The organism is Haloarcula mannanilytica (assembly GCF_005406125.1).
GTDB classification, from domain to species: domain Archaea; phylum Halobacteriota; class Halobacteria; order Halobacteriales; family Haloarculaceae; genus Haloarcula; species Haloarcula mannanilytica.
Genome location: NZ_BIXZ01000008.1, coordinates 133018 through 158458, shown reverse-complemented (window position 1 = coordinate 158458; position 25441 = coordinate 133018). Strand labels below are relative to the sequence as shown.

The following is a 25441-nucleotide window of genomic DNA, read 5'->3' as shown; positions in this document are numbered from 1 at the left end:
GCCACAGCGGTGGGGTTGCCTCCCGTACCCATCCCGAACACGGAAGATAAGCCCACCAGCGTTCCGGGGAGTACTGGAGTGCGCGAGCCTCTGGGAAATCCGGTTCGCCGCCACCATTCATATCTTACAGCTCACTCAGGAGAGTCATCTCTCCTGAGTGGGCTTTCCGTATTTATACAGAGCGACAGCCACGGCAGTACCACAGCAGTGGCCATCCCCAGTAGTCACAACGCGGTCCGATATGAATTCTTAATACTACACCGGTGCTGAGTTAATATATGGGCGTAGTCAGCATCTCGATGCCGGACGAACTGGAGGAGCGAATCGACACGTTTGCGGACGAACACGGGTACACGGGCCGTAGCGAGGTCGTGCGGGAAGCGGTCCGGAACCTGATGGGCGAGTTCGAAGACAAGCGACTGGAGGACCGGGAACTGATGGCGGTCGTCACCGTGTTGTTCGATTACGAGACGACCACGGTCGAGGAAAAGATGATGCATCTGCGCCATGACCACGAATCCATTGTCGCGTCAAACTTCCACAGTCACGTCGGGGATCGGTACTGTATGGAGCTGTTCGTACTGGAGGGCCAGCTAGAGGACATCTCCGCGTTCGTCGGCAAGGTCCGGGCCACGAAGGACACGCTGTCGGTGGATTACTCGGTCTTGCCGGTCGACGACATTAACATGTTCTCGTGAAACGGCATCGACGGCGGAAAACCCTGCCGAGAGTCTGGAGTCCACGAACCGTTTGGGCCCTTCAGTAGGCGTTTAAGTCGGGCGCGCGTAGCCGGCGGCGATGAAAGACTCTATTCTCGATACAATCGGGTCCCCGCTGGTCTCGGTTCGTGCGCCGGAGGGGGCGACGGTCGCAGCGAAGGTTGAGTCGTTCAACCCCGGTGGGTCCGCGAAGGACCGGCCGGCGAAGTACATGATCGACGACGCCGAGCGAACCGGCTCGCTCGAACCGGGTGATACGCTCGTCGAACCGACGAGTGGCAACACCGGCATCGGGATGGCGATGGTCGGGGCGACGAAGGGATACGACGTTGTGCTGGTGATGCCGTCCTCGAAGTCCCCCGAGCGCCGCCAGATCATGAAGGCCTACGGGGCGGAGATCGAACTCGTCGAGGGCGACATCTCCGATGCGAAAGAGCGCGCTGACGAACTGAGCGAGCGCGACGACTACGTCCAGTTGCGGCAGTTCGACAACCCGGCGAATCCGAAGGCACACTACGAGACGACGGGCGAGGAGATCATCGAACAGATCGGCGATCGAACGGTCGACGCGTTGGTGGCGGGCGTCGGAACGGGCGGCACGATCACCGGCACCGGCCGCCGACTGCGCGAGGCGTTCCCCGAGATGGACATCATCGCCGTCGAACCGGCAGACAACGCCGTTCTCTCCGGGATGGAACCGGGTACCGGCGAGGACAGTTTCCAGGGGATGGGACCGGGCTTCGTTAGCAACAACTTGGACACCGACCTGCTTGACGACGTGATTACGGTCGAACTCGCGGACGCGGAAGACGAGTGCCGCCGACTCGCCCACGAGGAGGGTATCCTCGTCGGGCAGTCTTCGGGTGCGTCGAATCTCGCCGCGAGAGACGTAGCCGAACAGCTCGTCGCGGACGGCGTTGACGACCCGCTCGTGGTCACAGTGTACTGGGACAGCGGCGAGCGGTACATGTCGACCGGGATGTTCGACTGAGAACGTATTCGTTCTATGCGCGCGGGAGCGTGGCCCGAGTCAGGCCCCGAACTCCGATTCGGTCACTCTAACGACGAGCGTGTCGTCCACGTCCCGCAGGTCGTAGTCGGGAATCGTCTCGCCGGTCCGCGTCAGGAGCATCGGCTCGACGAGTTCGGGTGGCTGCTCGGTTTCCACAGCCTGTGTGTCGGGCGCTCGGTCCGTATCCGCTACTGATGAGGCTTCGTCGTCACTGTCGCCGTCTACGTCCGACTCGACGATACCGTACACCTTGAGAAAGCGACCGGTGTCCGCGGGCGCAACGTCGTCGTCCCGGATCGCCGCGGCGAGGTCCCGGGAGAGCCACTCCGTCTCGCTGATCGATGGGTCACGGACGAACGCGGCGTCGGCGAACCGGACGAGATACCAGTTCAGGTCGTTCAAGAGTGCTACCGCCGAACCGAGGCTCACGGTGTCGACGGCGACAGTGTTCGCGAACGGCTCCTGCAGGTCGTAGGTGGCGAGTGCGTTCCGTGCGGTCTCGCGCGAGAGGAGTTCGTACCGGAGGTTCACGCCCTCGCTCCCGACGAGACAGACCTGCGTCATGGCTCAACCCTGGCCCGCCCCGGAAATTTAGCTTTCGATGGGGACCACGACGCGGTCCCGAGCACAGGACTCGGCGCGCTCGAACAGGTCGTCGGGCTCGGCCGCTTGAACCGCTTCGAGCGAGGCATTGGTTTCCGGATGTGACGGCGCAACGCGGTTACAGCCGGTGTCAATTGTCGAGTCCTCGAACGTCCCGATTTCCCGGGCGTGGCCGGTGATCTCGGACTTGTCGACGGTGAGGTTCGGCCGGTGTACCGGGAGCGTCGTCGCGGCGTCCGTGACGGCGATGTTCGCGCTCGTCTGGCTGGATTTCTGTCCGATGGATTCACCGGTGACGATGCCGACGGCATCACATTCGTGCGCGATAGCTTCGGCGACCGCGAGCATGAACCGGCGGAGCACGAGCATCCGGAGCGCCCCGAGGTCTTGCGAGAGGTCGGCGACGACATCGCCGGCGTCGACGACGTTGACGGACAGGTCGTGACCGGGCGCGTACGACGCGAGTTCGGAGACGGTCGAGAGCGCGCGCGCCCGATGGTCGGGGCCGCCGTAGTCCCCGAGGTCGGCGTAGACGGGGATCACGGGTGCGCCGCGTTTCATCAGCTTCCAGGCGGCGACGGGCGAGTCGATGCCGCCGCTGACCAGCGCGACGACGGGTCGCTGGGTACCAAGCGGGAGGCCGCCGGGGCCGGCACGTTTCTCAGAGAAGACGTACGCTTCGTCGGCGCGACACTCGACGAACAGCTCGAAATCCGGGTTGTCGAGGTCAACGGTGGGTTCACCACCCAGTTCCTCGATAACTTCCCAGACGGCGGTGCCACCGTCGGATTCGATGTCCGTACTGGAGAAGGGGTGTGCCTCGGCTGGCCCCGCTCGGCGGGCGTTGACGGCGAAAGCGCCGCCGTCGTACTCTGCCCGCGCGGTCGCGGCCAGAGTCTCTTCGATCGCAGACAGCGTCGGGTCGACAGTGGTAACGGCCGACGCGGAGGTGACGCCGAACGTGTCGGCTGCGGCCGCGGTCACGCCCTCGGGCTGGTCGGTATGGACGAACAGCCGGTTCCGGCGCTGTTCGATGTCACCGGTCAGGCTGCGCGCGTCGAGCATCGCACGGATGTTGTCCGCCAGTTGCCCCTCCATCTTCCGGCGGACCTGTTCGCTCTTGACGCCGAGTTCGCCGTGGCGGACGAGCACGCTGTCGGCGTCTGGCGGGTGCATGCCCGCGAGTTGACTGCCGGCGAGTAAAGGGGTGTCGCCTCGCTGCCTCAGAACGTCGAGAGGTTGCCCTCGATGACCTGTCGCGTGATGTCGGTCACGTCGGCCAGTTCGTCGTCGATTGCGGCCTGGATGTCCGCTTCGACATCGCCGACCGCGACGCCGTCTTCGGTGACGACCGTCGCGTCGGCGACGTGGGGTTCGTCGATGGGCGACCCGATCTGTGAGAGCAGGCGCATCTGGACTTGCCGGATGCCGTCGACCTCGCTTGCGACGGACTGGGCGATCTCCGTCGACAGGAGGTTGTATATCTTCCCGATGTGGTTGACGGGGTTCTTCCCGGATGTCGCCTCCATGCTCATCGGACGGTTCGGTGTAATGAGGCCGTTCGCGCGGTTCCCGCGGCCGACGGAGCCGTCGTCACCCTGCTCGGCGCTGGTGCCGGTGGTCGTGAGATAGATCGATTCGGCGTCGTAGTCATCAGCCGTGTTGACGTGGACCGTCACGTCCCGGTCGGTGTACTCCTCGGCGAGGTCGGTGACGAATGCTTCCACGTCCGAGACAGCGGTCTTGTATGCGTCGAGGTCGGGAACGTGTTTGTCGACCATCGCGACGGCGACGGTCACGTCGATGTGGTCGCCCTCGCGCTTGCCCATCACCTTCACGTCCTGGCCGACAACGGGGTTCGCCTCGGCGTAGTCGCCGGTTAGCTCCTGTTCGGTGTTCCGGACGATCTGTTCGGTTTCGGTCAGCGGCGCGTGGCCGACGCCGTAGCTGGTGTCGTTTGCCATCGGGACCGCTTCGTCCTCACCGAACACGGTCTGGAGGTCGCCCGACCCCTCGCCGAGTTGCACGTCGACGATAACGTCGGAGCCGAGATCGAGATGGGGGAACTGCTCGTCGAGATAGTCGCGGGCGGCCTGGAGAGCGATGCTTTCGGCAGGGATGCGCTCGCCATCGTACTCCTTGGTCGCACGGCCGACCACGAGGAGGTAGATTGGTTCGAGCACTTCGCCGCCGCCGTAGGCGGGCGCGGCGGTCCCGGCGACGAGCTGGGTCTCGTCGGTGTTGTAGTGCAACACCGTGCCGAACCGGTCGATGTACGTCTGGGCCAGCGCCCGCGACACTGTCTCTGCAACCCCGTCACAGATGGAGTCCGGATGGCCGATGCCCTTGCGCTCTACGACTTCGATGTCCTGATCTTCGACGGCGAGTCCGCTCGCGGGTTGGACGTGGATGTTCCGCTCAGTCATTACCTCGACTTCGGTTGGCCGGGTTCTATAACTTACGGGAACAGATGCGTGTGAAATGATTACTCGCTCGCATCACCGAGCAGCATCCCGAGGTAGGAGGTCCGCTGTTGGTCGTTCGGATCGAGGTCGAGATCCCGAAGTACCTCGTAGGCACCTTCCCGCACCGACTCGATCTCGTCGTCGGTTTCCCGTTCGACTTCGACGAACTCGCCAACGTCGTCGACGGCGTCGAGCGTGACGTGGTACCCGCGGACCTCGTACACTCGGCGGTTCTTCCGGACCGTGGCCGCCGGCTCGAAGCCGAGATATTGGACAATAGCGTCGATGTCGTCACCGTCTTCCACGCCGGTTTCGAACTCCTCGCGGCTCTTGGACTCCGCTTCGAGAAGCGGCCCCTTGTAGGTGATTTTCGCCGTCGTTTCTCCTTTCCTGGTCTCGCGACGGACCCGAAACGCCTCGTCGGTCTCGGCGAAATCCCGGTGGGGTGCATCATAATACGTGTCCTCCTGAATGACCGTATCCACCTGCACGGCCCCGAGTTCGTCGAGTCGGTCCGCGACGGCCTTGATGTCCGCTGGCACTTTCACCTCGACTTCGTACATACCCTGTGGCTTGGTCGGACCGTTGAAAAGCGCTCCCGTCGACCGCGTCATTTACTGTGTCCGCTCTCCCGGGTAGTAGTATGGCCGGTCGCTACGCACCGATCGACTCTCCGGACGAGACGACCCTCTTCCCGTATCACGACCTGACGCCGCCGACGGTGGCGGCGGTCGCACGCGCCCGGCGACGTATCCGCCAGCACCTCCCCGAAACGCCTTTGGTCCGAAGTGAATCACTCTCCGAAGCCCTCGGCGCAGAGGTACTGCTCAAGCGGGAGGACACCCTCCCGACCGGCGCGTTCAAGGTCCGCGGTGGCGTGAACCTCGTCGCGTCCCTGGACGAGGAGTTCCGAGACGCCGGGCTGCTCGCCGCGAGCACAGGGAACCACGGGCTATCTATCGCCTGGGCCGGGCGCGAGTTCGACGTGCCCGTCACTATCGGTGTCCCGGAAGACGCAAACGCCGGCAAAGTCGACGCACTGGAGCAACTCGGCGCAGAGGTCATTCCCTACGGCGAGGACTACGACGAGGCCCGCGAACACATTGAGGAACTGGCCGTCGAGCGCGAGGCGCGCTACGTCCATTCGGGCAACGAACCGAAACTGATCGCCGGGGTCGGAACAGCGGGCCTCGAAATCCTTGACGAGCGGCCCGATGTCGACCGCGTCTTCTGTCCGGTCGGCGGCGGCTCCGCCGCAGCCGGGTACTGTCTCACGCTGGGCGCGATGACCAACGCATCCGTCGTCGGCGTCCAGGCCGAGGGTGCACCGGCGATGTACCGCGCCTGGCATGAGGAGACGCTGGAGGGACTCGACAGCGTCGACACTATCGCCGAGGGCGTCGCGACCCGGGTCCCGTTCGCTGTGCCCACGGACATACTGCAGGAGGGGCTCGCCGATTTCCGGCTCGTCTCCGACGACGCCATCGCTGACGCCGTCGCTCGCCTGTTCGAGACGGATCGCATTGTCATGGAAGGAGCCTGTGCGACCGCGGTCGCCGCGGCGCTTCAGGCCGGCGACGAACTCCGCGGTGAAACAGTAGTGCTCCCCGTTTCTGGCCGGAACATCGACCGCGAGAAGTTCGCCCGGCTGCTCGCCGAGCGCGAGTACTAGCCGAGCGTCAGGAACTTGCTTGTCCGCTGCTGGCCGGGAAACGTTGTCCTTAAGAGTGCCACGACTGACGAACAGGGTATGAGCAACGAGTCCGAGACTGAAGTCGATGAGGAAACCGCAGACGAAGAAGAGCAGGCAGAAGGCCTGCAGAAAGGCGATGTCATCAAGCTCGCCTACACCGCCCGCACCGTCGACGGCGGTCAGCTTGTCGACACGACTGACGAGGAAATCGCCGAGGACGACGGTATCGACACCGAACAGCAGGATTTCGGCCCGCGAACCATCGTGCTGGGCGAGAACCACATCTTCCCGGATGTCGAGCAGGACATCTACGGCAAGGCGGTCGGCGACGAGGGGACGGTAACCGTCGCCGCCGCCGACGCCTTCGGCGAGTACGACGAGGAAGAGGTCCGAACGGTCTCGAAGGACAAGATCCCCGAGGACGACCGCTACCCCGGCGCACACGTCGACATCGAGGGCGAGCACGGTCACGTCGAGACCATCATCGGCGGCCGCGCGCGAGTGGACTTCAACCACCCGCTGGCCGGCGAAGATGTCGAGTACGACTACGAAATCCTCGAAGAGGTCACGGACCGCGAGGAGAAGGCCCAGGGCATCATCAAGATGATGCTCGACATGGAACTCGACGTGTGGTTCGAAACCGACACCGTCGAGGAAGAGCAGCTCGTCGAGAGCGAGGACGAAGACGAAGATGAGGAGTCCGAGCCCGAGTACGAGACCGTCGAAGTCGAGAAGGACACCCTCTACATCGAGGCGACGCCGCAGCTGACGATGAACCAGCAGTGGATGATGGGCAAACAGCAGATCGCCCAGCAGCTCACCCAACTGCTCGACATCGACCGCATCATCGTGCAAGAGGAAATCGGTGGCGGCGGCATGGGCATGCCCGGCATGATGGGTGGCATGGGCGGTGCCGGCGGTGCTGACATCGAGGACGCGCTCGAAGACGCGGACGTGGACGCCGAGGAGATCGTCGAAGAGATCGAAGGCGCTGAAGAGTAACGCCGCAATCTCGCCGGCGATTCAGCGGTAGTAAACGACTGCGGGCGGTTCAGCGGTACCGAGCGGGAGCAACAGCTATTTTCTGACGGCTGTACGGGAGCAACGATTATACGCTCGACACGCTATCACTACCCATGCGTGTGTCGCTGGTGTACCCGTCGTTGCTCGCGGTCCCGCCCGGAATCGCGTTCGGCGTCGGGACGTACGTGCTGACTGCAAGCGCCGCACTTGGACTAGCGGCGGGCGTCGGTGTCGGACTCGGACTGTTCCTGTTGATACTCGTCGGCACAGAGTTCGGGTCGACAGATAGAGAGCCACAGCCCGGCCGCGAATAGAATCAAGCGATGTCGCGGCTGGTGTCGATGCTGACCTCTTCGACGAGGTTGAGCTTGATAACGTCGGTGGGGGCGCGCCCGCCGCGGAACTTCGGAATCGCAAGGCGGTTCTCCACCTCGTCACCGGTCGTCGTCGTATCGAGCTGGAATACCACGTCGGCGAAGTGTTCGGTCGTATCTCGAAGCGGCGGCACGTCACGGCCGTCCAGGCAGTGAACGATAGCGAGGCTGCCGGTGTTGACGATGTGGTTCTGCAGGTCGTTCATGAACGCACGGAACCGCGAATGTGGCTCCTGCGCCTCCAGTACGTCGAGCGGGTCAACGATGAGGTTTGAGGTCTCCGGGAGCGCCGAGACGAGCTTGCCAGCGTTGTCAAGCGGCGCTTCGCCGGAGATGTGTCGTACCGTCGGGTCGCCGGTGTTGGCCGGTGTCTGCTCGATGCTCGCGATGACCGACTCGGCGGTCCGGTCGAGCGAGAGCCACAGGGTCCCGCGCGTGGCGGTGAGTTCGTACAGGAACAGCTCCGCCTGGCTAGCCGGCTGGGCAGACAGCACGACGATGCTCCCGGCAGGGATGCCACCGTCGAGCTTTCTGTCGAGGACATCGATGCCCGTTCGCAACCGGTTGACCATGCCATTGAAAATTCATTCATCCACGAGATTAAGTATTCCGCTTGGTGAGAACGTTCGCTATATCGATGTATTTTGGCGTCGTTAGGTCAGATGCCAGCGGTCTCGACACTGCTGGAATGTGGACCGTTCTGGGACAAGAAAGCAGGTTCGAGGGGTCGACGGACCCATCACTGCTGACGAGTACCGTCAGGACGGGTGGTGCATCGAGCATCCGAGCCATCGCCGCTGTTTTAGCGGTGTCGGTGAGGCTCTGCCGGCGTGGCTCGCTCACGAGCACTGTCCTGTCAGCCGCCCGCAGCGGGCGGGCGGTGTCCGGGCCAGCGCCCGCGGGACAATCGAGGAGGACAGGGCGATCACATCGGGAGAGGCTGTCGAGAGCGCTCCCGATAGCTGCCGCAGATGCGGTCTGACACGGAAGTACGTCGACGTTCTCGACGGTTGCGGCGCGCTGGGCAACCGCCGTCGGCCCAGTCGCAGACGTGATATCGTCGATTCCGGGTGTCGGGTCGACGCCGGCACGGTGATGGAGGTTCGGCATGTCGCGGTCGGTGTCGACGACTAGCGGCCGTCTGCCCATCGTCCCCAGTGCCTGTGCGACCCCGAGGGCCACCGTCGTCTTCCCACAGCCGCCTTTGCCGCCAGCGATTGCGAGCATACCGTGGCTGGCCTCGCTATCGCTTTTGAACCTACGTGTGCGGTACGAATCGAGACTTCGACGCCCGAAAGCGAGCGAGAAGGGCCGACTTATCGTGGTTGCCCGTCGCCTACTTTTCATACCGCGTACTGTGCTATCTTTAGCAAGGTGGTATTTTTGCGTGCCATCGCTCCGGTGGGGACTTATCAAAGACAGTCCCTACGAAGGGGGATTGTAGACAGTGATGCGGTCGCCGTCAGTCGATGTTAGCCCGGCTATAACAATACCGGTAGACGCGAACGGCTGGGACATGAACTTACAGCACGAGCGCATCGAAGCCTCGCCGCCAGCGAGTACGATGAGCTTCTGTCTCACGACCGACCTCACGGGGAACGGTCGGCCGGATGTCATCGTCGGCGCGCTCGGTGACAAACACGAGGTCCAGTTCCCGCTCGTCGACAAGTCAGTCGATTTGCTGTCCGTCTTCGGCATGGGGCCGGTGGCCCGCCGGCTCCAGACGAACGTGTTCTGGTACGAAAACCCCGGGTGGGAGCGCCACGACGTTGCCAAGGCACCGAAGCTCTCCGTCGGCGGTTCGCTCGGCGACATCACGGGGAACGGACGGCCGGATCTGGTCGCCGGGCAAAACATCCACAAGCACAACCTGTGGTGGTTCGAGATACCGGACGACCCGCGAAAGCAGTGGCCGCGTCGCCTCATCACCGACGACTTCGAGAAGTATCACGACACCGCCGTAGCGGACGTGGACGGCGACGGCGAAAACGAGGTCGTCGGGCTGTCACAGGAGTCAGAGACCGTGTTCTACTACGATATTCCCGACGACCCGACACGAGAGCCGTGGCCCGCGGCGAACCGCCACATCGTCGCTGAGAACCTCGACGTTGAGGGTGTCGCTGTCGAAGATGTCGACGGCGACGGCGAGGTCGAAATCGTCGCCGGCCCCAACATCTTCCACCGGATGGCTGACGGCTGGGACCGGGAATCGATTGCCCCGGACTGGAAGTGTACCCGCATCGCCATCGAGGACTTCGACGGCGACGGCGACCTGGAGATCGCCCTGGTCGAGGGCGACGAACCGTATCTCGACGACCGTCCGGCCCGACTGGGCATATTCGACCCGCCCGAGTGGGATCTGACGCTGCTCCACGATGACCTCTCGAACCCCCACAGCCTCGACGTGGCGGACTTCGACGGCGACGGCAACCCCGACATCTTCGTCGCAGAGATGGGCCTGGAGCCGGGACACGAACCGCGACAGTTCGTGTTCCACAACGACGGCGCGGGGAACTTCGAGCGGAAAGAACTGGACACCGCTATCCCGACCCACGAAGCGAAGGTCGTCGACCTCGACGGAGACGGTATCCCTGACATCGTCGGCAAGGCATACACGGAACCCCGTGTCGATGTCTGGCAGAGCAGCCCCTGACGAGTCGCCCTGTAACGGGGTCTGCAGCTACTTCTGCCGCTGCGCCCTTCGTGACCCTGTTTTCGAACCTGTGCAGCTGTTTTCTAAACAGAACATGACGCTGAAGACGACGGTCCTGTTCCCGTGTCGGGGGATTCAAGACCGTCCGGAGCGCGGTACCGAGTGAAATGCGGCACGATCACATCATCAGCGCGAAACAACTCTCGCGGGGCGACATCGAGACGGTGCTCGACCACGCGGCCGACATCGCGGCTGACCCGGGGGCGTTCGCGGACCGGCACAGCGACACGCTGCTTGGCATGCTCTTTTTCGAGCCGAGCACCCGGACGAAAATGAGCTTCACCACGGCGATGAAGCGCCTCGGCGGCGACATCGTCGACATGGGTTCGGTGGAGTCCTCAAGCGTGAAGAAAGGCGAGTCACTGGCCGACACCGTCCGCGTCGTCGAGGGCTACACCGACGCGCTCGTGCTCCGCCACCCCATGGAGGGATCGGCGAAGATGGCGAGCGAGTTCGTCGACGTGCCGCTGGTCAACGCTGGCGACGGGGCCGGCCAGCACCCGACACAGACGCTGCTCGACCTCTATACCATCCGGGAAAACGCCGGCTTCGACGACCTGACTATCGGTATCATGGGCGACCTGAAGTACGGGCGGACGGTCCACTCGCTGGCCCACGCGCTTACGACCGTCGACGCCAGACAGCACTTCATCAGCCCCGAATCACTCCAGTTGCCACGATCGGTCCGCTACGACCTCCACGAGGCCGGCGCTGGCATCCGCGAGCACACCGAACTCGACGAGGTGCTTCCGGAACTGGACGTACTCTACGTAACGCGAATCCAGGCCGAGCGCTTCCCTGACGAGAGCGAGTACCGCGAGGTCGCGGGCCAGTACCAGATCGACGCCGAAACGCTGGAGGCGGCGAAGGACGACCTGACCGTGATGCACCCGCTCCCGCGCGTCGACGAGATCGCCCACGATGTCGACGAGACCACCCACGCCAAATACTTCCAGCAGGCCCACAACGGCGTCCCGGTGCGGATGGCCCTGCTGGACCTGATGCTCGGAGGCGACCAATGAGCGACAACGACCAGCAACTCCGCGTTTCGAAGATCCGCAACGGTACCGTCATCGACCACATCGCGGGCGGGCAGGCGCTGAACGTCCTGGCGATTCTCGGCATCGACGGGACTAGCGGCGACTCCGTCTCCGTCGCGATGAACATGCCCTCGGACCGCTTGGGCCACAAGGACGTGGTCAAGGTCGAGGGCCGGGAACTCTCCCAAGACGAGGTCGACGTACTCTCGCTCATCGCGCCCGCGGCGACGATCAACATTATCCGTGACTACGATGTTATCGAAAAGCGCCGCGTCGAGCGCCCCGCTGTCGTCGAGGGCGTCCTCGAATGCCCGAACCACAACTGCATCACCACCGAGGACGAACCCGTCGCCTCGCGCTTTGCCGTCGGCGACGACGGCGTCCGCTGTGAGTACTGCGATACGATTATCCGCGACAACCTGCCGGCCCACATTCTCGCAGAGTAGGCCGTCCCCGTTCCCGGCCTGTCCCATCCAGACTACTGCAGCCAGATGCTCGCAAACGAGTCGAAGTAGTCTTCGCCGGTATCGACCAGTACGTGGTCCGCACCGAGCGCGGTGACACGGTTCGACACCGAGTCGATGTGGGCGTCGAGCCGCGACTGGTACGTCTCGGCCAGCGAGCCGCTGAAGTATGACCGGCGTTTCTCGTCGCTCTCGGGGTCGGCAAACAGCACGTCGCCGACCACGCCGGGGTCGCGCTCAGTCGGTGCCACGACCCGAACGAGCAATACGTCGACATCGTTGCGCGCGAGCGCGGCGATACCCGACTCCAGTTCTTCCGGGTCGGTCAGACAGTCGCTGAACACGACGACGAGCGAGCGCGAGCGGATACGCTTCGCATAGGCCTCAAGCGACGACTCGAAGTCCGCCGTCCCCTCCGGCGTCACCTCGTTCAATTGGTCGATGAGCGAGAGGAGTTCGCCCCGATTCGACTGGCCCGTGTCGATGCGGTCTACCCGGTCACGGAACGTACAGAACTGGAAGTCGTTGTTCTCCTCGGCGGTGAGGTAGGCGAAGCCGAGCCCGAGCTTGGCGGCGTACTCGAACTTGTGGATCTCCGCCTCACCGTAGTCCATCGACGCACTCGTATCGACAAGCAGGTGGACGGTCAGGCTCCGCTCCTCCTCGTACTGCTTGATGAAATACTCCTCGGTGCGGGCGAACAGCTTCCAGTCGATGCGGCGCGTGTCGTCACCCGGCGAGTACCGCCGATAGTCGCTGAACGTGAGTCCCTCGCCGACCCGCGGGGACTCCTGGTCGCCCTGCCGAATCGAGGTCGTCTGGCGATTGAGCGCTGCGGTGAACCGCCCGAGTTCGTCGAGGAAGTCCGGTTCGATAGTCACGGCTGTCCCTCCAACTGCCGCTTCCCCGCGCGCCGAACCGCGGTCACCGGATGGCTCATTCCAGCAGTGCGGCGATGAGGTCGTCGGCCGTCCGGCCCTCCCGCTCGGCCCGGAAGTCCACGATAATCCGGTGCCGGAGGACGGGCGCGGCTAGCGCCTCGATGTCCTCGCCGGTGACGTGCGAGCGGCCCCGGAGGAACGCCCGCGCCTTCGCCGTCTGGACGAGCGCCATGCTCGCCCGCGGACTGGCACCGAACTCGATGTCGTCGGCCTCGCGGGTTCGGCGGACGAGCTGGACCGCCCGGTCGCGCAGGTCGTCGGCGATAGGCATCTCCCGGACGAGCTGCTGTATCTCCTGTATCTCCGAGCGGGTCAGCGAGCGCTCGACGGGGACTTGTTCCGCACCAGCGGTGTACATGTCGACGATGGTCCGCTCTTCCTCGTAATCGGGGTAGTCGACCAGCAGCTTCAGCATGAAGCGGTCAGTCTGGGCCTCCGGGAGCGCGTAGGTCCCGGACTGATCGATGGGGTTCTGGGTTGCCAGAATGAAGAACGGGCGCGGCAGTTCGTAGGTCTCGCCCGCGGCGGTCACCTGCTTCTCCTGCATCGCTTCCAGCAAGGCGGCCTGTGTCTTCGGCGTCGCCCGGTTGATCTCGTCGGCCAGCACGACGTTGGCAAACACCGGCCCCTTCTCGAAGACGAACTCGCGGCCGCTGTCGGTCTCGCGGATGATTTCGGTCCCTGTGATGTCGGAGGGCATCAGGTCGGGGGTGTTCTGGATGCGGGAGAACTGGAGGTCGGTCACCTCCGCGACCGTCCGGACCATCGTCGTTTTCCCCAGTCCGGGGTTCGATTCGAGCAGGGCGTTGCCGTCGGCCAGGATACAGACGAGCAGTTGCTCCAGTACCTCCTTCTGGCCGACGATCCGCGTGCCGATCTGTTCGCGTGCCTTCGCGATTTTGTTCTGTAGCGCGTCGATGTCTTGCTCTGGGCTCATGGGTCGGTGTCTGAGTCGTCTGCGTCTTGCTCTCGGATTCTGAGATTGTACTCGCGGATGAGATCAGCGTCTTCGACTTCTTCCTGGGGTGCGAAGCCAGCCTGTTGGCTGTCGACTGTGCCGCTCCCGCTCCCCGGACCGCCGGTGTCAGACGACGGGAACTCCTGGCTGCGGTCAATCTCTTCATCGCCCCCCGTCGAATCGATCTCGGCGGTGAGGTTCTCGTCGCCGGCCTGCACGTCCTCGCTGTCACCGAGGATCGCGTCGCCGTCTTCGAGCCCCTCGTATTCGCTGGGCCGGTCGTTCGGCGACTCGGTCTCCGCCGGGCCGCGGTCGAGCAGGCCGATGTCGACGACGGCCACCTGCACCGTCGCCAGGCTCAGCAGGACGATGACGACGAGGGTCCCGATGAGCCGCCGGCTGTCGACGAGCGCGACGCTCGAACTCTGTTTCAGGCCATCGAGCACGTCCTCGTAAAGCCGGGCCGCCATCCGCGTTTCCGCCCCGTCATCGACCGCGTCCCGCGCCGTTCGGAGCGCGTCGGTGATGTTCGCGTTTGCCGCCTCGAACTGCTCGACGAGCGGCTGTCGGACCCGGTACAGATACTCCCCGAACAACCAGAACAGGCCGACGGCGATGCCGGCGACTGCACCCATCGGGAACGAGGCTCTCGGGATCGAGCGGCCGACGGCCGCACCGATCCGCTCCGTCACCGCTGTGGGAACCGACAACTGCGTCGGGAGTTCGGCCGGTGCGAGGACCGTCAGGAGGACATTCATCACGAGAAAGAGGAGCACCGCATCAACGACGGCGTAAATGAACGCGGCCTTCTTGCCCTCACGTCTGACCTCGGCGAGGGCGTCGGCCATGCGCTCACGTGCTTGCGCCCGTTCGCCCGTGGACGGGTCCTCGTCGCCGGTCTCTTTCTCAGTGTCTGGCTCCGCCATCAGTAGTCCTCGCAGGTCGGGTCCGGCGTTTCCATCCGGTTGCAGATCGTGTTGATATCGTCTCTAAGCTCCTCGTTCTGGGACTCTAACTCGTCGATGTCGCTTTCGAGCGTGTCGATCTCTGACTCCAGGTCGTCGATATCGTCTTCGAGGTTCGACACCTGGTCTTCCAGTTCATCACGCTCTTCTTCCAGGTCCTCATTCTCGGACTCCAGATCGTCAACCGTTGATTCGAGGTCCTCGACATCGTCTTGGAGATTGTCGCGCTCGTTTCGGAGGTCACTGACAGTCCCCTCCAGTTCCTGGACTCGGTTCTGGCTCTCGCGGAGTGACTGGCGGGTCTCCGCCAGCTGGCTCTCCGTGGCGTTCAACTGCGACTCCGTCTGGTTCAGATTGGTTGCGACTTGATCTACGTCTTCCGACCGCGTCTCCAGTTGCTCTTCGAGGTCGCTGACGCGTGTCCGCGTGGCTTCGAGATTGCTTCTGGTCTCATCGAGGTTCTGCCGGAGTTCGGCGTTTTCCTGCCGGAGATTCTCGTTCTGGGTCCGCAGTTCGCTTGCGGAGTCCTGATACAGCACCGTCGCGCCGCTGGCTCCGACCATCGAGAGGACGATGCACACCACGAGTCCGATGTTGATACGGCGGCCGATTGCGCTCACGGGAGACCACTCTCCAGGGAGGTGCGACCGCGGTACACTTGAACACGGCGGGCAACCACCTCGCCGGTGAACAACAGGAGCGCGCCGAGCAGCGCGACCCAGTCCCAGGTGTCCCGGACCGTGCGGACGCGGGTGGATTTCTGGCGGGCCTGTCTGGCGATCTGTTCGCCCTGGCTCGGACTGAACGCCCGCCCGCCCGTCGTTTCGACGAGCGAATCGAGGCTGTCGCTCGGGCCGAACGTACCGTACTCGACGGGGTAGTTCGCCGCGTATTCGGTGTCGAGTATCGTCTGATACCCCGCCTCCCGTGGCGTGAACTCGCCGCGGTACCGACCGTCGCCGACCTGGCGGAAGGACACGTTCGACGCATCCGGTCGGGCATCGCCCTGGTAGGTCAGCGTCGCCGGGCTTCCCACTCTGGCATCGCTGACCGCTGTGACGCCGGTCTGCGTGCGCATGGGGTCGCCCACCGCGTAGTTGACGGACTTCGTGACGACCAGCGAGTCCGGCCGTTCGAGCAGTCCGCCCATCGTGTTGTCGTCGTCGTAGGCGGTGATCGAGACGACGCGGCCCAGCCCGAACCGCCAGGAGGCGATGGCCGGCTTCCCGTCGGCGGTGGCGACCTGGTAGTCGGCCCCGGGCTTGACCTGGACGTTGTTGGCCTGGCCGGGGTTTGCCGTCAACTCGACGCCGGAGGTGATGAACGTGTCCTCGGTGACGATGGTGAGGTTCTCCCCCTGGTAGCGCCGCGAGGAGCCGCCAAACAGGAGCCGGAGCCGCTCGGTCTCGTCGGCGGCGAAGTACGAGCCACCGGACTCGCTTGCGATCTGGCGCATCGTCGGGACACCGACCCGCTTGCCGACGCCGACCGAGACGACCCGTGTCCCCTCGCGGCCCAGTTGGTTGGCGACAGCCGCGGGCGGGCCGAGCTGGTCCTGGCCGTCACTGAGCAGGATGATCGTCCCCTCGCGGTCGCCAAGCAGTTCGTCGGCCCCCTGGAGGCCGACGGCGATGTCCGTCGCGCCGCCGCTTTCCAGCCGGCGTATCTTGTCTTCCGTGTCCGGCCGGTTCTGCCCGAGCGCCTGCATCTCCGAAACGCGGTAGGCCCTGTGGTTGAACGCGACGACCCCGACCTGGTTCTCGTCGCCCAGTTGGTCGAGCACGTCCAGCGCGACGGCTTTCTGTATCGACAGGCCGCCCTCGGCGCTGCCGGAGACATCGACGAGGATGACGATGTTCGACTCGCCGCCGGTGGCGTTCCCGACCCGGACCGGGAGCATCGAGCCCACCGGCGACGTTTCGTAGCCGCCGTTCTCGTAGGCGTTGTCGCCGCCGGCAACGACCAGCCCGCCGCCGTTGATGACGAAGTCCTGCAGGGCGGTGGCGTTCCCGATGTTGCCCGACGGCGTGTCCTGCATAACGACAGCCGAGTAGTCGTCGAGGTCCGCCGGCACCGACGAGGCCGTCGAGACGTTGTACAGCGAGTCGAGGTAGTTTCGCAGTGGGTACTGACCCTGTGAGACGTACAGCACGTCGGGTTGTTCGACGACGCGGACGCTCGTGTAGAACACGTCGTTTCGCGCGTACTCGTCGTCGCCGGATAGCGTCGCCGTCACGCGGTGTGAACCGAGTTCTTCGAACGTGTGGTCGACGGTGAGCGTCCCGTCGGGCTGGAGTTCGCTTTCAGTGACCGTCTCGCCGTCGATGGTCACCTCGACGGGCACGGGTTCGCGGACGTTCACGCCCTGCATCGAGACGGTGTACTGGGACTGGACGCCGCGACTCACCGTCGACGGTCCCGTTATCGCTACGGCTCGCTCGGTGCGTGGGGACTGCGGGGTGACGCTGTGGACGGTCGCGTTGAGCGAGGCGGCTTCCTCCGCCGCCATCGCCAGACTCCGGCCTTCCGTGACCCGGCCGTCGGAGGCGAGGACGACCGTCCCGTTTTCTCGAAGGTTTGCCGCGACGCCGTCGCCGATCCGCGAGTTCGATCCGCTGCCGATCGTCGCTCGCGTCACGGGAACGCCCTCGCCTTCGATGTCCTGTACCAGTTCGTCGGTCGTGTTCGGATAGATACCCATGCTCGCGGATTCATCGGTCAGTAGCGTCACGCCCGGCTCGCCCGGCGTCTCACGGGTCTGGACGGTGTACGGCTCCATCGCGGCGAAGACGAGCAGGCAGACGATGAGGACGCGGCTGGCGAGCAGGAGCCGGCGGCTCCGGTTCGACGCCGACCGCGACCCGCCCTCGCCACGCCGGATGAGATACGCGAGGACGCCGACTGCGACCGGCAGGGCCAGCAGCGGCCAGAGGTGTTCGACGCCGACGGTGAGTCCCTCCGTGAGCGTGTAAGAAACCGCCATCAGAGGTCACCCCGCCGGCGCAGATAGCCGACCTCGACCAGTGCAAGCACCAGCCCGGCCAGCGCGAAGTACTCGGTCAACGGCTGTGGCACCGACCGCTGTTCGGTCCGGGTCAGGTTCCCGGCCGTTCCCGAGCGCTGGTCGAGTGCGTCGACGTTGGTGCTTGACTCGCCCTCGTCCAGCAGCGAGGCGCTCACCTGTCGGCTCTCGGTCCGGTAGAAGCCCGCTCGCTGGAGCGGCACCGAGGTCCCGGTGACGGAGCCGGACGGTCCTTCGACGGTACTGTTGCCGAATCGGACGGTCTCGCCGGTCTCGTGGTTCAGCGCCGGGAGCTGCTCCCTGTCGGCCAGGTAATACACCGCCCGCTTCCAGAACACGGGGTACTGGTAGTTGAACTTGAAGCTGGACCGGTCTTCGATGTAGCCGTAGTACATGATTCGCCCGCCGTTTCGCTCCTCGGTCGCGATCAGGGGCGTCCCGTCGCCCAGTTGCACCTGGGCCGATCCGGAGCGCAGCGAACCCGACACGTACTCGTCCGGGGGCTGGAAGTCGATGCCGCGGGTGAGCTGTGTCTGTGCGGTCTGGCCCACTGTCGCGCCCGTCCGGATTTCGCCGGGCTCGATGAGCAGGAGGTCCTGGTACCGCTGTGGGAGTTCGTCCTGTGCGAGTACCGCCACACCGCCGCCCTCTTCGACCAGTTCGCGCCCGCTCTCGACGTTACCAGGGAGCAGCGAGCTCTGCTCGACGTTGCTGTAGAGGATCACGTCGTAGTCGCCCTGTATTGTCGTCGGCGGTTGCCTGACCGTCACGTTCACCCGGTCGACCACCGACAGTGCGGTGATCAGGTACCGGTTCCGGTCGTTTGTCAGCACCAGCACGTCGACTGCTGTATCCTCCGGTGCGGCGACGTAGACGCTGTTGTCGGTGGCGAAACTGTCGCCCGGGCTGAGCTGGGCTTCGCTGCCCCCGGCCGGAACCGGCATTGTCACCGAACCCACGTCGTCGGGACCGAGCTGAATCTCCTGTTGGGTATTGCCGAGCCGAACGGTCCGGGTGACGGCCGAGTCGCCGTAGTTTTTCACCGATAGCGTCACTTCCGAGCCGGAGAACCGACGGTCGATGAAGCCGACGTTCCCGTCGCCCCCGCCGTTGAACTGCTGGAGGTCGACAGAGAGCCCGCGCCCGCGCGCCGTCGTGACCGCGGTAGTCCACTCCTCGCCCGCGAAGTCACTCAGGATGACGATTCTGGCGTTCTCGCCGGCGAGCGAGGCCGCCTGCGAGATAGCGCCGCTGAGCTCTCCCGGCGCGTCTGTCGGGCTGAGTCCGTCCAGTGTTCCCCGAGCCGCTGTCGGCGTGCCGCGCTGGAGCACCACCTCGCCGCCGTTCGTCGTCGTGACGATAGAGGTCGTTCCCGTCACCTCCTCTCGGGCGGCTGTGAGGGCCCGCTGGAAGCGCGTCTGGCCGTCGGCGTCGGTCCCCATGGACGCGCTCGTGTCGACGACGATGACCGTCTCCTCAACTGTCGCTCGCTCGGAAACGGTGACGTAGGGCGACGCCAGCCCGACAGCGAGCACTAACACGACAAGCACCTGCAACAGCAGGAGCAGGCTGCGGGAAATCCGTTCGAGAAACGGCGTCGACGACTGCTGGCGCTCTTCGGCGACGAGAAACTGAAACGTCGGCAAGGTGAGTTCCCGCGGATCCGGTCGGATCAGGTACAGCACCACTATCGGCACCGCAAGGAGGAGGGCCGCCAGTCCCAAGGGGGCGAGCAAAACGTCCGAGAGGACCATTGTCTGTGTATCAGGCGGGGGTGGCATTTATCTTGTGACTCCGATGACACCACTGTGCGGGCATCCGTCGACGCCGTCTATTTGCGTCCCGGTGGCGAACGGTCCGTATGCCTTTCAGTCGCGCCCGCTCCGAGGAAATTCTGCGGGCACTCGTTCACGAGGTCAGAGCGGAACGGCTCACGTTCATGGCGGGGTCGATAGCCTACCACGCGTTCCTGTCGATCCTCCCGCTGTTGTTGCTGGTGCTGACGTTCGTCCAGCGGACGGAGAACGTCACGCTGCGGGCCTCCATTGTCGGCATCATGGAGGCCGTCCTCACTGCACAGGCCAGCGGCGTCATCCAGCAGGGGCTGACCGAGGCCGATGCGTCGGTATCACTGCTTGGCGTGGGCTTTCTCCTCTGGGGGTCGCTGCGTATCTTCCGCGGGCTTGACACGGCCTTCTCGGACATTTACGAGACAGGCGCGTCGAACACCTTCCTCGACCAACTCGGCGACGGATTGCTCCTCCTCGTAACCGTCGCCGTGGCGATACTTAGCGCCAGCGCGCTCGGCAGCGTTCTGCCGAATGCAGGGAGCGGTCTGCTGTGGACGGTCGTGGGCGGGCTGGTCCGGGCCGCCGGGCTGTTCGTCGTCTTCTACCCGATGTACTACATCTTCCCGGACACCGATGTCTCACCGCTCGAAGTCGTCCCCGGCGTCGCCTTCGCCGCCGTCGGCCTCACGATTGCACAGGTCCTCTTTACGACGTTCAAATCCGGGTCGACAGGCGGGAACATCATCGCCTCTATCCTCGTCCTGCTGACCTGGCTGTATATCATCGGGCTCGTGATACTGCTCGGGGCGGCTATCAACGCTGTCCTCTCGAACCGCTCGGAGGATGTCGACATCGACCCTCTCGTCGGCGGTGTCGCCCAGCAAAACACCGACCGAGAGACGACCATCTCCCGCGGGGCGCTGCTTGCGGAACTGGATGTACTCTCCGAGCGACTCTAGAAGGGGAGCGGTGACCTCACAGTGGAAATAGACGACAAACGAACCACCGTCGACTGCCCGGAAACAGCCGTCGTCGACCGTTCGTCGGACGTGTTTGGGCTCGACCAGTCCGTCGCACTCACGCTCCGATGGTGGCCGGAGGAAGAGTAATCGAAGCCTGCGAGTCAGGGCTTCACCGTCTCCAGCACCCACGCCTCGGGCGTTTCCCGACGGACCTCGAACGGGTCGAAGGCCTCCCGCGGGGCCTCGGCGAGTCGGCCGAGGAACTGCCCGACCGGCGTCGGGTCGCGGTCGCTGACGAGGACGAACGACTCGCCGCTGTCCAGCGTGGTGAATCGCTCCCGGACCCGGTCCTTGCGCTCCTGTGGCGGTAGGTCGCGGATATCGACAGTCGGATCGACCGTCACCTCGCCGGCGGTGTCGAGAGCCGACTCGACGGCATCGCCAAGGTCGGCGACTGAAGCGGGTACGTCGCCGGGCGCTGGCGTCCCCTGCAGGTCATGCGAGAACGGCAGTTCGGCCAGCACATCGGCGTCGAGGTCCGCCAGTGCGTCCCCCGTGAACAGGTCGTTCGGCTCGCCACAGCAGTCACAGACGTACTCGGCCATGTTGACGACGGTCCCCAGCACCGGTACGTCGTTGTCCCGGAACAGCTCCACCGTCCGGCTGGTGTCGCTGACGCTCGCGTGAAACGGCGTCGTCACGACGACCACGCCGTCGACCGGAACCTCCTGGAGCGTCGTCAGCACCACGTCGCCGGTCCCCGGCGGCAGGTCGAGCACCAGTACGTCGTCGTTGCGCCAGGCGGTGTTCTCGAACAAATCGTCGAGCGCGTCGTGGGCCATCGCGCCGCGCCAGGCCAGCGGCGCGCCGCTTTCCATCAGGCCGACGCTCATCACGTCCATATCGCCAGTCCGAACCGGGAGCGGGTCGCCTTCCTCGCTGGAGTGGACCGGACCGCTCACGTCCAGCAGTTCGGGGACGTTCGGGCCGTGGATGTCGGCGTCGAACAGCGCCACGTCGCTGTCGGCGGCCAGCGCACAGGCCAGATGCGTGGCGACTGTTGACTTGCCGACGCCGCCTTTCGCGCTGGCGACGGCGATGACGTGGTCGAACGACGCGACGCTCGCGTGGTCCTCGCTCGTCGGTGTCGTCCGTTCGACGTGGACGCTCTCGACGCCGTCCACGTCATCGACCGCGTGGAGCATCGCCTGGACGACCTGCGTGCTCGTCTGGCCGTCCAGCGCGGTCAGGTCGGCCTCGATTGTCACCTCGCCGTCGGCCGCGTCGATGTTCTCGACGAAGCCCGCGTCGAACACGGAGAGGTCGGCGTTCGGGTCGCGCACGTCTCGCAGTGCGGTTTCGATGCGGTCGGTCAGTGTGGTGGGCGTTCCATCAGTCATCGTCAGAGGTCGGGCATCCGGTTGAGTCTGTCTTCGCCGGGCAACAGTCGGGCATCGTTTTCCAGCGCACCGCCGAACTGCCGGCGGAACCGTCCGGGGTCCGCTTCGAGGGAGCGCTCGGCGGTCTGGCGAACGACGGTCGCGGGGTCGTCGGTGAGTTCACGCAGTCGCTCGCGGGCACGGTCTTCGTCGACGCCGCCGAGCATGTGGGCGGCCCACTCGCGGACCCGCTCGCTGTCGTCGCGGCTCTGTTCCAACAGCAGGTCGGCCATCGCCTCACCGCGGAGTTTGAACAGCGAGATGGCCGCGTTGCGCCGGACGGCGTGGTGGTCGTCGTGGACCGCGTCTTCGATGTCGTCCTCGTGGGCCTCGCGGTCGACGTTGTCCAGCGTGACGACGGCCTCCGCCCGGACCCAGGGGTCGGGATCGTCGAGTAGTTCCACCGCGACCGCCGCGGCTCGTTCGCCGCCGTGGGCCGTCAGCGCTTCGACGGCGAACTGGCGCACGTCGCTGTCGTCGTCGGTCGTCGCGGCGCGGGCCAGCGCCGCAACGATCTTGTCGGTGGTCGCGCGGTCTTTCAGTTCGAGGGCGGCCCGCCGGCGGTCGGTCTTCGCGCCGTGCTCGATATCGGACAGCAGCGACGCCACTGCGTCGTCTTCGACGGGTTCGGTGTCGCTGGCGGCCAGTTCCTCCGGCGTGGCCTCGCCGATGGTCACGTCCTCGCGGGACACCTCGATGTCCTCAAGCGCCTCGATGTCGGTGTGCAGGCCCGGGCTGCGCTCGGGGTCTAGCTGCGGGTCCGGGTCTTCTTCGAGGTGCTTCTCGAACTCGTCGTCGTCGTGACAGCCCGTCATTGCTGTCCCTCCTGGACGAGTGCGGCGATGCCGAGCGCGAACGGCAGCGCCCGCGGGAGCGACGCCGGGACGCCGGCGAACGCGACCAGCGCGACGCCGGCCAGCAGCGGCCAGCGTCGGGTTCGACTGGCTGCGCTGGCCGTCGTCACCGCACCGGCAGCCGCCAGCCCGACGACCGGGAGGCTCGTCCCGACGACGCCAGTGCCGGTGAGCGTGACCGCGCCGGTGACGAACGGGACGGCGCGGCCGACGGCGACGACGACGGCGAACGCAGCGAGTCCGCCGATAATCGCGCCCCAGTCAGCCGTCGACAGCGACCGCCAGTCCGTCGCCGCAAAGGCCGGCGTCGATGCGATAGCGAGCAGTGCCGCGGTCGAGGCCACCGGCCGGAGACCGGTCCAGCCGCCGACGCCGCTCGCCAAGCCGATGCTGAGTGCGGCAACGAGCAGCGCGGTTGCGCTGGCCGAGACGAGGTCCAGCCGCTGACCCGCAACGGCCGCGACGGTCGCCGTCCCGAGAACGATTGCGACGGCCGCCGGTAGCGCCGCTGCGCTACTGACAAGCGACAGCAGGCCGAACACGCCGACGAACAGCAGTCCGGTGCCGGTGAGCGGGTCGGCGTCGGTGACAGCCACGGCAATCGCCGCGACTGCGACGACAGCCGTGGACGCGACCGTTGCCAGGCCGGGCGAGACCGGGACGCCCCCGTACCCTGGGGCGTTGACGAACAGGACAGCGAGGTAGCGGGCGGCGACCGCGACGGCCCCAGCGCCGACCGCGATGTCCGCAAGCGAGTGCCGCCCGCCGGAAAGCAACGGCCTGACCCGTTGCTGAAGTGCCGCCGTCATCACTGGTCCTCCAACCGCGTTGCGAGGTCGTTGCGGTCAGCCCGGACGAACGCCTCCAGCAGTTCGCCGAAGCCGCCGTAGATGTCGGTCCCGGGTTCGTCGGCCAGTCGGTCGGCTACGCCCGCGGCCGCGTGCCCGAGGTGGCGGTCGTGGAAGTCCAGCCGAGCGATTGCGGCGTCCTCGCCGACGGCGGCTTCCCGGCGGGCCAGGTAGCCCGCGAACTCCAGTTCGTAGGTCAGGGCGTCGTGGTTGTCCCGCTCCTCTTGATCGATCTCCAGGCCGTAGTGGCTGTAGGCCCGCGAGAGGTCGAGGTTCACGTCGTTCCAGGAGTGGTCCGGCCGGTACTTGGACTCGTACAGCGGGACCGGCGGCCCCTCCGATTCCAGCGAGCCGTCGGTGCGGTCCGTGTACTCGCTGTAGCCCAGTTCGAAGATATCGTTGTAGCGGGCCGCGAGCGTCTCGTAGTCATCGTCGGTGGTCAGCGACGGGACGGATACGTCCAGACTCGTCCGGTCGAAACACGCCCGGAGGTCAGCCTCAAGCGTCCCGTCGGCCGCCGCGCCGTGGAACGACTCCTCGGGGTACTCGAACGCCTTGGCGAGCGTGGCGTACACCGCACCGCGGGCGGCTGCGTCCTCGTCGATGTCGTCCATCGGGTCAGTGGGCGTCGTCGCCATCACTCGGCCCCCCGCGTGCGGTAGATGCCGAAGCTGGTGACGCCGATCACGGCGACGATGGCGATGCCGGCGACGGTCCACAGCAGCGTCTCGTAGGGTGGGCCTTCCGGGCCACCGCCGAACGGGTAGTAGTGCCACTCGCTGACGGCTTTCTGGCCGGAGCGCTCGCCGTTGGAGCCGTTCCAGACGGCGAAGGACACGTCGAGGTCGCCGTCGGTCCGCAGGTCAGTCCGGTTCTCGCTCGGCGCTTCGAGCGAGCGCGAGTAGACCACTGTCCAGGTGGCGTTCCCGCCCGTGCCCTGGTGCGTCGCGTTCGCCTCCACGGCAGGGTTTTGGAACGGCGTGGTCGAGCCAGCCCCGCCGGCGAGCAGTTCCTGGGTCCCGGTCGCTCCGCTCCAGTACCAGACGTTGACGCGGTTGTCCGGGCCGCCCATCGCTATCGGCGGCCGTGAACTCGTGTTCGCCGGGAACTGGACCGCGACTGCGTCGGCGAACTCCCGCGTACTGTTCGCGTTCATGTCCCGGGTCGCGTCCTGCCACTCCAGCCGGACGTACAGGCGCTGGTCAGTGCGGACCGCCTGCACGTCGACTGTCTCGACGGTCGTGTCGTCGGCGTTCGGGACGCTGCTCGGGGCGCTCGAAAGCGGCACGTCCGAGGCCGGGACTTCCTCCCAGCCGTCGGCGGTCGGCTCGGCGAGGTTGGCGTCCGATACGTCCCTGACCGGAATCTCGTGTGCTGGCCGGGCGCTGGCCATCGGTGCGGCCACGGTCGAGACGAGGACGAGCGCCGCCAGTACTGTCGTGAGTGCGATTGTGCGTCGGTGGTCAGCCATCGTTGACCACCCCCCGAGTACGCTCCGGGGCGGCCAACTCGGGCCGCTCGCGGGCATCGCCCGCTCGCGTTTCCGAGCCGCGTAG

General features: G+C 65.5%; 25 protein-coding genes, 1 rRNA gene and 1 pseudogene. 10 read left to right on the top strand and 17 right to left on the bottom strand.

What is annotated here, in order from left to right; genetic code table 11:
• The 3 genes from rrf to Harman_RS17460 form a co-directional block, all read left to right on the top strand.
• Nucleotides 1-116, top strand: a 5S ribosomal RNA gene (gene rrf / locus Harman_RS17470); the annotation flags it as partial.
• 162 nt (nucleotides 117-278) lie between these two features.
• Nucleotides 279-698, top strand: coding sequence for a CopG family ribbon-helix-helix protein (locus Harman_RS17465; protein ID WP_053969282.1), 420 nt, complete (start codon nucleotides 279-281; stop codon nucleotides 696-698).
• A gap of 100 nt (nucleotides 699-798) precedes the next feature.
• On the top strand, nucleotides 799-1710 hold the full coding sequence (locus Harman_RS17460) for a PLP-dependent cysteine synthase family protein (RefSeq protein WP_137685058.1): 912 nt from the start codon (nucleotides 799-801) through the stop codon (nucleotides 1708-1710).
• 39 nt (nucleotides 1711-1749) lie between these two features.
• On the opposite strand, the gene Harman_RS17455 is transcribed toward Harman_RS17460, so the two are convergent.
• Genes Harman_RS17455 through cyaB form a run of 4 tightly spaced genes read right to left on the bottom strand, consistent with a single transcriptional unit; the run spans nucleotide 1750 to nucleotide 5362 of the window.
• Nucleotides 1750-2295: a DUF5804 family protein gene (locus Harman_RS17455; protein ID WP_137685057.1), complete on the bottom strand. Its 546-nt coding sequence runs from the start codon at nucleotides 2293-2295 to the stop codon at nucleotides 1750-1752.
• Nucleotides 2296-2322: 27 nt separating this feature from the next.
• Complete coding sequence (locus tag Harman_RS17450; protein WP_137685056.1) at nucleotides 2323-3510, bottom strand: tRNA sulfurtransferase; 1188 nt, start codon at nucleotides 3508-3510, stop codon at nucleotides 2323-2325.
• A 47-nt stretch (nucleotides 3511-3557) separates the two neighbouring features.
• Nucleotides 3558-4760, bottom strand: coding sequence for a methionine adenosyltransferase (locus Harman_RS17445; protein ID WP_137685055.1), 1203 nt, complete (start codon nucleotides 4758-4760; stop codon nucleotides 3558-3560).
• Between the two features lie 59 nt (nucleotides 4761-4819).
• A complete protein-coding gene (gene cyaB, locus Harman_RS17440; protein WP_200830969.1) occupies nucleotides 4820-5362 on the bottom strand; it encodes a class IV adenylate cyclase in 543 nt (180 codons plus the stop codon).
• An 80-nt stretch (nucleotides 5363-5442) separates the two neighbouring features.
• On the opposite strand from cyaB, the gene Harman_RS17435 reads away from it, so the two are divergent.
• The 3 genes from Harman_RS17435 (at nucleotide 5443) to Harman_RS17425 (ending at nucleotide 7829) form a co-directional block, all read left to right on the top strand.
• Nucleotides 5443-6471, top strand: coding sequence for a threonine ammonia-lyase (locus Harman_RS17435; protein ID WP_137685053.1), 1029 nt, complete (start codon nucleotides 5443-5445; stop codon nucleotides 6469-6471).
• A 78-nt stretch (nucleotides 6472-6549) separates the two neighbouring features.
• Nucleotides 6550-7494, top strand: a complete 945-nt coding sequence (locus Harman_RS17430; RefSeq protein WP_137685052.1) for an FKBP-type peptidyl-prolyl cis-trans isomerase — start codon at nucleotides 6550-6552, stop codon at nucleotides 7492-7494.
• Nucleotides 7495-7628: 134 nt separating this feature from the next.
• Nucleotides 7629-7829 (top strand): hypothetical protein, encoded by a 201-nt coding sequence (locus Harman_RS17425; protein ID WP_137685051.1) that lies wholly within the window; start codon nucleotides 7629-7631, stop codon nucleotides 7827-7829.
• A 2-nt stretch (nucleotides 7830-7831) separates the two neighbouring features.
• Here Harman_RS17425 and Harman_RS17420 read toward each other — a convergent pair whose 3' ends face one another.
• Together Harman_RS17420 and Harman_RS17415 are read right to left on the bottom strand one after the other, a co-directional pair.
• Nucleotides 7832-8461: an RAD55 family ATPase gene (locus tag Harman_RS17420; protein ID WP_137685050.1), complete on the bottom strand. Its 630-nt coding sequence runs from the start codon at nucleotides 8459-8461 to the stop codon at nucleotides 7832-7834.
• Between the two features lie 28 nt (nucleotides 8462-8489).
• Nucleotides 8490-9116, bottom strand: coding sequence for a MinD/ParA family ATP-binding protein (locus Harman_RS17415; protein WP_137685049.1), 627 nt, complete (start codon nucleotides 9114-9116; stop codon nucleotides 8490-8492).
• Nucleotides 9117-9405: 289 nt separating this feature from the next.
• Here Harman_RS17415 and Harman_RS17410 point away from each other — a divergent pair, with 289 nt between their 5' ends.
• The 3 genes from Harman_RS17410 to pyrI all read left to right on the top strand — a co-directional run bounded on the left by Harman_RS17410 (nucleotide 9406) and on the right by pyrI (nucleotide 12088).
• Complete coding sequence (locus tag Harman_RS17410; RefSeq protein ID WP_137685048.1) at nucleotides 9406-10542, top strand: FG-GAP repeat domain-containing protein; 1137 nt, start codon at nucleotides 9406-9408, stop codon at nucleotides 10540-10542.
• Nucleotides 10543-10709: 167 nt separating this feature from the next.
• Nucleotides 10710-11624, top strand: coding sequence for an aspartate carbamoyltransferase (gene pyrB / locus Harman_RS17405; protein WP_137685047.1), 915 nt, complete (start codon nucleotides 10710-10712; stop codon nucleotides 11622-11624).
• A complete protein-coding gene (gene pyrI, locus Harman_RS17400) occupies nucleotides 11621-12088 on the top strand; it encodes an aspartate carbamoyltransferase regulatory subunit (protein WP_137685046.1) in 468 nt (155 codons plus the stop codon). The genes pyrB and pyrI overlap by 4 nt, the downstream gene beginning before the upstream one ends.
• Before the next feature lie 32 nt (nucleotides 12089-12120).
• Here the strand turns inward: pyrI and Harman_RS17395 are convergent, their stop codons facing one another.
• The 6 genes from Harman_RS17395 to Harman_RS17370 are packed head-to-tail and all read right to left on the bottom strand — an operon-like array spanning nucleotide 12121 to nucleotide 19746.
• Nucleotides 12121-12987: a DUF58 domain-containing protein gene (locus Harman_RS17395; RefSeq protein WP_137685045.1), complete on the bottom strand. Its 867-nt coding sequence runs from the start codon at nucleotides 12985-12987 to the stop codon at nucleotides 12121-12123.
• A 55-nt stretch (nucleotides 12988-13042) separates the two neighbouring features.
• Complete coding sequence (locus tag Harman_RS17390; protein ID WP_137685044.1) at nucleotides 13043-13984, bottom strand: AAA family ATPase; 942 nt, start codon at nucleotides 13982-13984, stop codon at nucleotides 13043-13045.
• Entirely contained in the window at nucleotides 13981-14931 is a 951-nt protein-coding gene (locus Harman_RS17385; RefSeq protein ID WP_137685043.1) for a DUF7502 family protein, read from the bottom strand. The genes Harman_RS17390 and Harman_RS17385 overlap by 4 nt, the downstream gene beginning before the upstream one ends.
• On the bottom strand, nucleotides 14931-15590 hold the full coding sequence (locus Harman_RS17380; RefSeq protein WP_137685042.1) for a chromosome partitioning protein: 660 nt from the start codon (nucleotides 15588-15590) through the stop codon (nucleotides 14931-14933). The genes Harman_RS17385 and Harman_RS17380 overlap by 1 nt, the downstream gene beginning before the upstream one ends.
• Nucleotides 15587-17953, bottom strand: coding sequence for a vWA domain-containing protein (locus Harman_RS17375; RefSeq protein WP_137685041.1), 2367 nt, complete (start codon nucleotides 17951-17953; stop codon nucleotides 15587-15589). The genes Harman_RS17380 and Harman_RS17375 overlap by 4 nt, the downstream gene beginning before the upstream one ends.
• Entirely contained in the window at nucleotides 17953-19746 is a 1794-nt protein-coding gene (locus Harman_RS17370) for a vWA domain-containing protein (protein WP_137685040.1), read from the bottom strand. Before Harman_RS17370 ends, Harman_RS17375 begins: the two co-directional genes overlap by 1 nt.
• A 107-nt stretch (nucleotides 19747-19853) precedes the next feature.
• Between Harman_RS17370 and Harman_RS17365 the strand changes: the two are divergent.
• Nucleotides 19854-20891: pseudogene (locus Harman_RS17365) on the top strand (YihY/virulence factor BrkB family protein).
• Nucleotides 20892-20905: 14 nt separating this feature from the next.
• Here the strand turns inward: Harman_RS17365 and Harman_RS17360 are convergent.
• The 5 genes from Harman_RS17360 to Harman_RS17340 are packed head-to-tail and all read right to left on the bottom strand — an operon-like array spanning nucleotide 20906 to nucleotide 25356.
• Entirely contained in the window at nucleotides 20906-22144 is a 1239-nt protein-coding gene (locus Harman_RS17360; protein ID WP_137685039.1) for a P-loop NTPase, read from the bottom strand.
• A 2-nt stretch (nucleotides 22145-22146) separates the two neighbouring features.
• Nucleotides 22147-22998 carry a HEAT repeat domain-containing protein gene (locus tag Harman_RS17355; RefSeq protein ID WP_137685038.1) on the bottom strand — a complete coding sequence of 284 codons (852 nt, stop codon included), beginning with the start codon at nucleotides 22996-22998 and terminating at the stop codon, nucleotides 22147-22149.
• Nucleotides 22995-23846, bottom strand: coding sequence for a phosphate ABC transporter permease (locus Harman_RS17350; protein ID WP_137685037.1), 852 nt, complete (start codon nucleotides 23844-23846; stop codon nucleotides 22995-22997). Before Harman_RS17350 ends, Harman_RS17355 begins: the two co-directional genes overlap by 4 nt.
• Nucleotides 23846-24523, bottom strand: coding sequence for a molecular chaperone TorD family protein (locus Harman_RS17345; RefSeq protein ID WP_137685036.1), 678 nt, complete (start codon nucleotides 24521-24523; stop codon nucleotides 23846-23848). Before Harman_RS17345 ends, Harman_RS17350 begins: the two co-directional genes overlap by 1 nt.
• The gene (locus tag Harman_RS17340; protein ID WP_137685035.1) at nucleotides 24523-25356 is read right to left on the bottom strand and encodes an ethylbenzene dehydrogenase-related protein; all 834 of its coding nucleotides are present in this window, start codon (nucleotides 25354-25356) and stop codon (nucleotides 24523-24525) included. Before Harman_RS17340 ends, Harman_RS17345 begins: the two co-directional genes overlap by 1 nt.
• Nucleotides 25357-25441 lie beyond the last annotated feature (85 nt).

What these genes read in the sequence shown, in the direction of transcription:
- Harman_RS17465 (WP_053969282.1), top strand. Translation starts at nt 279, where the DNA reads ATGGGCGTAGTCAGCATCTCGATGCCGGACGAACTGGAGGAGCGAATC.
- Harman_RS17410 (WP_137685048.1), top strand. Translation starts at nt 9,406, where the DNA reads ATGAACTTACAGCACGAGCGCATCGAAGCCTCGCCGCCAGCGAGTACG.
- pyrB (WP_137685047.1), top strand. Translation starts at nt 10,710, where the DNA reads ATGCGGCACGATCACATCATCAGCGCGAAACAACTCTCGCGGGGCGAC.
- Harman_RS17350 (WP_137685037.1), bottom strand. Translation starts at nt 23,846, where the DNA reads ATGACGGCGGCACTTCAGCAACGGGTCAGGCCGTTGCTTTCCGGCGGG.
- Harman_RS17385 (WP_137685043.1), bottom strand. Translation starts at nt 14,931, where the DNA reads ATGGCGGAGCCAGACACTGAGAAAGAGACCGGCGACGAGGACCCGTCC.
- Harman_RS17435 (WP_137685053.1), top strand. Translation starts at nt 5,443, where the DNA reads ATGGCCGGTCGCTACGCACCGATCGACTCTCCGGACGAGACGACCCTC.
- Harman_RS17460 (WP_137685058.1), top strand. Translation starts at nt 799, where the DNA reads ATGAAAGACTCTATTCTCGATACAATCGGGTCCCCGCTGGTCTCGGTT.
- Harman_RS17455 (WP_137685057.1), bottom strand. Translation starts at nt 2,295, where the DNA reads ATGACGCAGGTCTGTCTCGTCGGGAGCGAGGGCGTGAACCTCCGGTAC.
- Harman_RS17345 (WP_137685036.1), bottom strand. Translation starts at nt 24,523, where the DNA reads ATGGCGACGACGCCCACTGACCCGATGGACGACATCGACGAGGACGCA.
- cyaB (WP_200830969.1), bottom strand. Translation starts at nt 5,362, where the DNA reads ATGTACGAAGTCGAGGTGAAAGTGCCAGCGGACATCAAGGCCGTCGCG.
- Harman_RS17360 (WP_137685039.1), bottom strand. Translation starts at nt 22,144, where the DNA reads ATGACTGATGGAACGCCCACCACACTGACCGACCGCATCGAAACCGCA.
- Harman_RS17355 (WP_137685038.1), bottom strand. Translation starts at nt 22,998, where the DNA reads ATGACGGGCTGTCACGACGACGACGAGTTCGAGAAGCACCTCGAAGAA.
- pyrI (WP_137685046.1), top strand. Translation starts at nt 11,621, where the DNA reads ATGAGCGACAACGACCAGCAACTCCGCGTTTCGAAGATCCGCAACGGT.
- Harman_RS17425 (WP_137685051.1), top strand. Translation starts at nt 7,629, where the DNA reads ATGCGTGTGTCGCTGGTGTACCCGTCGTTGCTCGCGGTCCCGCCCGGA.
- Harman_RS17415 (WP_137685049.1), bottom strand. Translation starts at nt 9,116, where the DNA reads ATGCTCGCAATCGCTGGCGGCAAAGGCGGCTGTGGGAAGACGACGGTG.
- Harman_RS17370 (WP_137685040.1), bottom strand. Translation starts at nt 19,746, where the DNA reads ATGGTCCTCTCGGACGTTTTGCTCGCCCCCTTGGGACTGGCGGCCCTC.
- Harman_RS17340 (WP_137685035.1), bottom strand. Translation starts at nt 25,356, where the DNA reads ATGGCTGACCACCGACGCACAATCGCACTCACGACAGTACTGGCGGCG.
- Harman_RS17430 (WP_137685052.1), top strand. Translation starts at nt 6,550, where the DNA reads ATGAGCAACGAGTCCGAGACTGAAGTCGATGAGGAAACCGCAGACGAA.
- Harman_RS17450 (WP_137685056.1), bottom strand. Translation starts at nt 3,510, where the DNA reads ATGCACCCGCCAGACGCCGACAGCGTGCTCGTCCGCCACGGCGAACTC.
- Harman_RS17445 (WP_137685055.1), bottom strand. Translation starts at nt 4,760, where the DNA reads ATGACTGAGCGGAACATCCACGTCCAACCCGCGAGCGGACTCGCCGTC.
- Harman_RS17420 (WP_137685050.1), bottom strand. Translation starts at nt 8,461, where the DNA reads ATGGTCAACCGGTTGCGAACGGGCATCGATGTCCTCGACAGAAAGCTC.
- Harman_RS17375 (WP_137685041.1), bottom strand. Translation starts at nt 17,953, where the DNA reads ATGGCGGTTTCTTACACGCTCACGGAGGGACTCACCGTCGGCGTCGAA.
- Harman_RS17390 (WP_137685044.1), bottom strand. Translation starts at nt 13,984, where the DNA reads ATGAGCCCAGAGCAAGACATCGACGCGCTACAGAACAAAATCGCGAAG.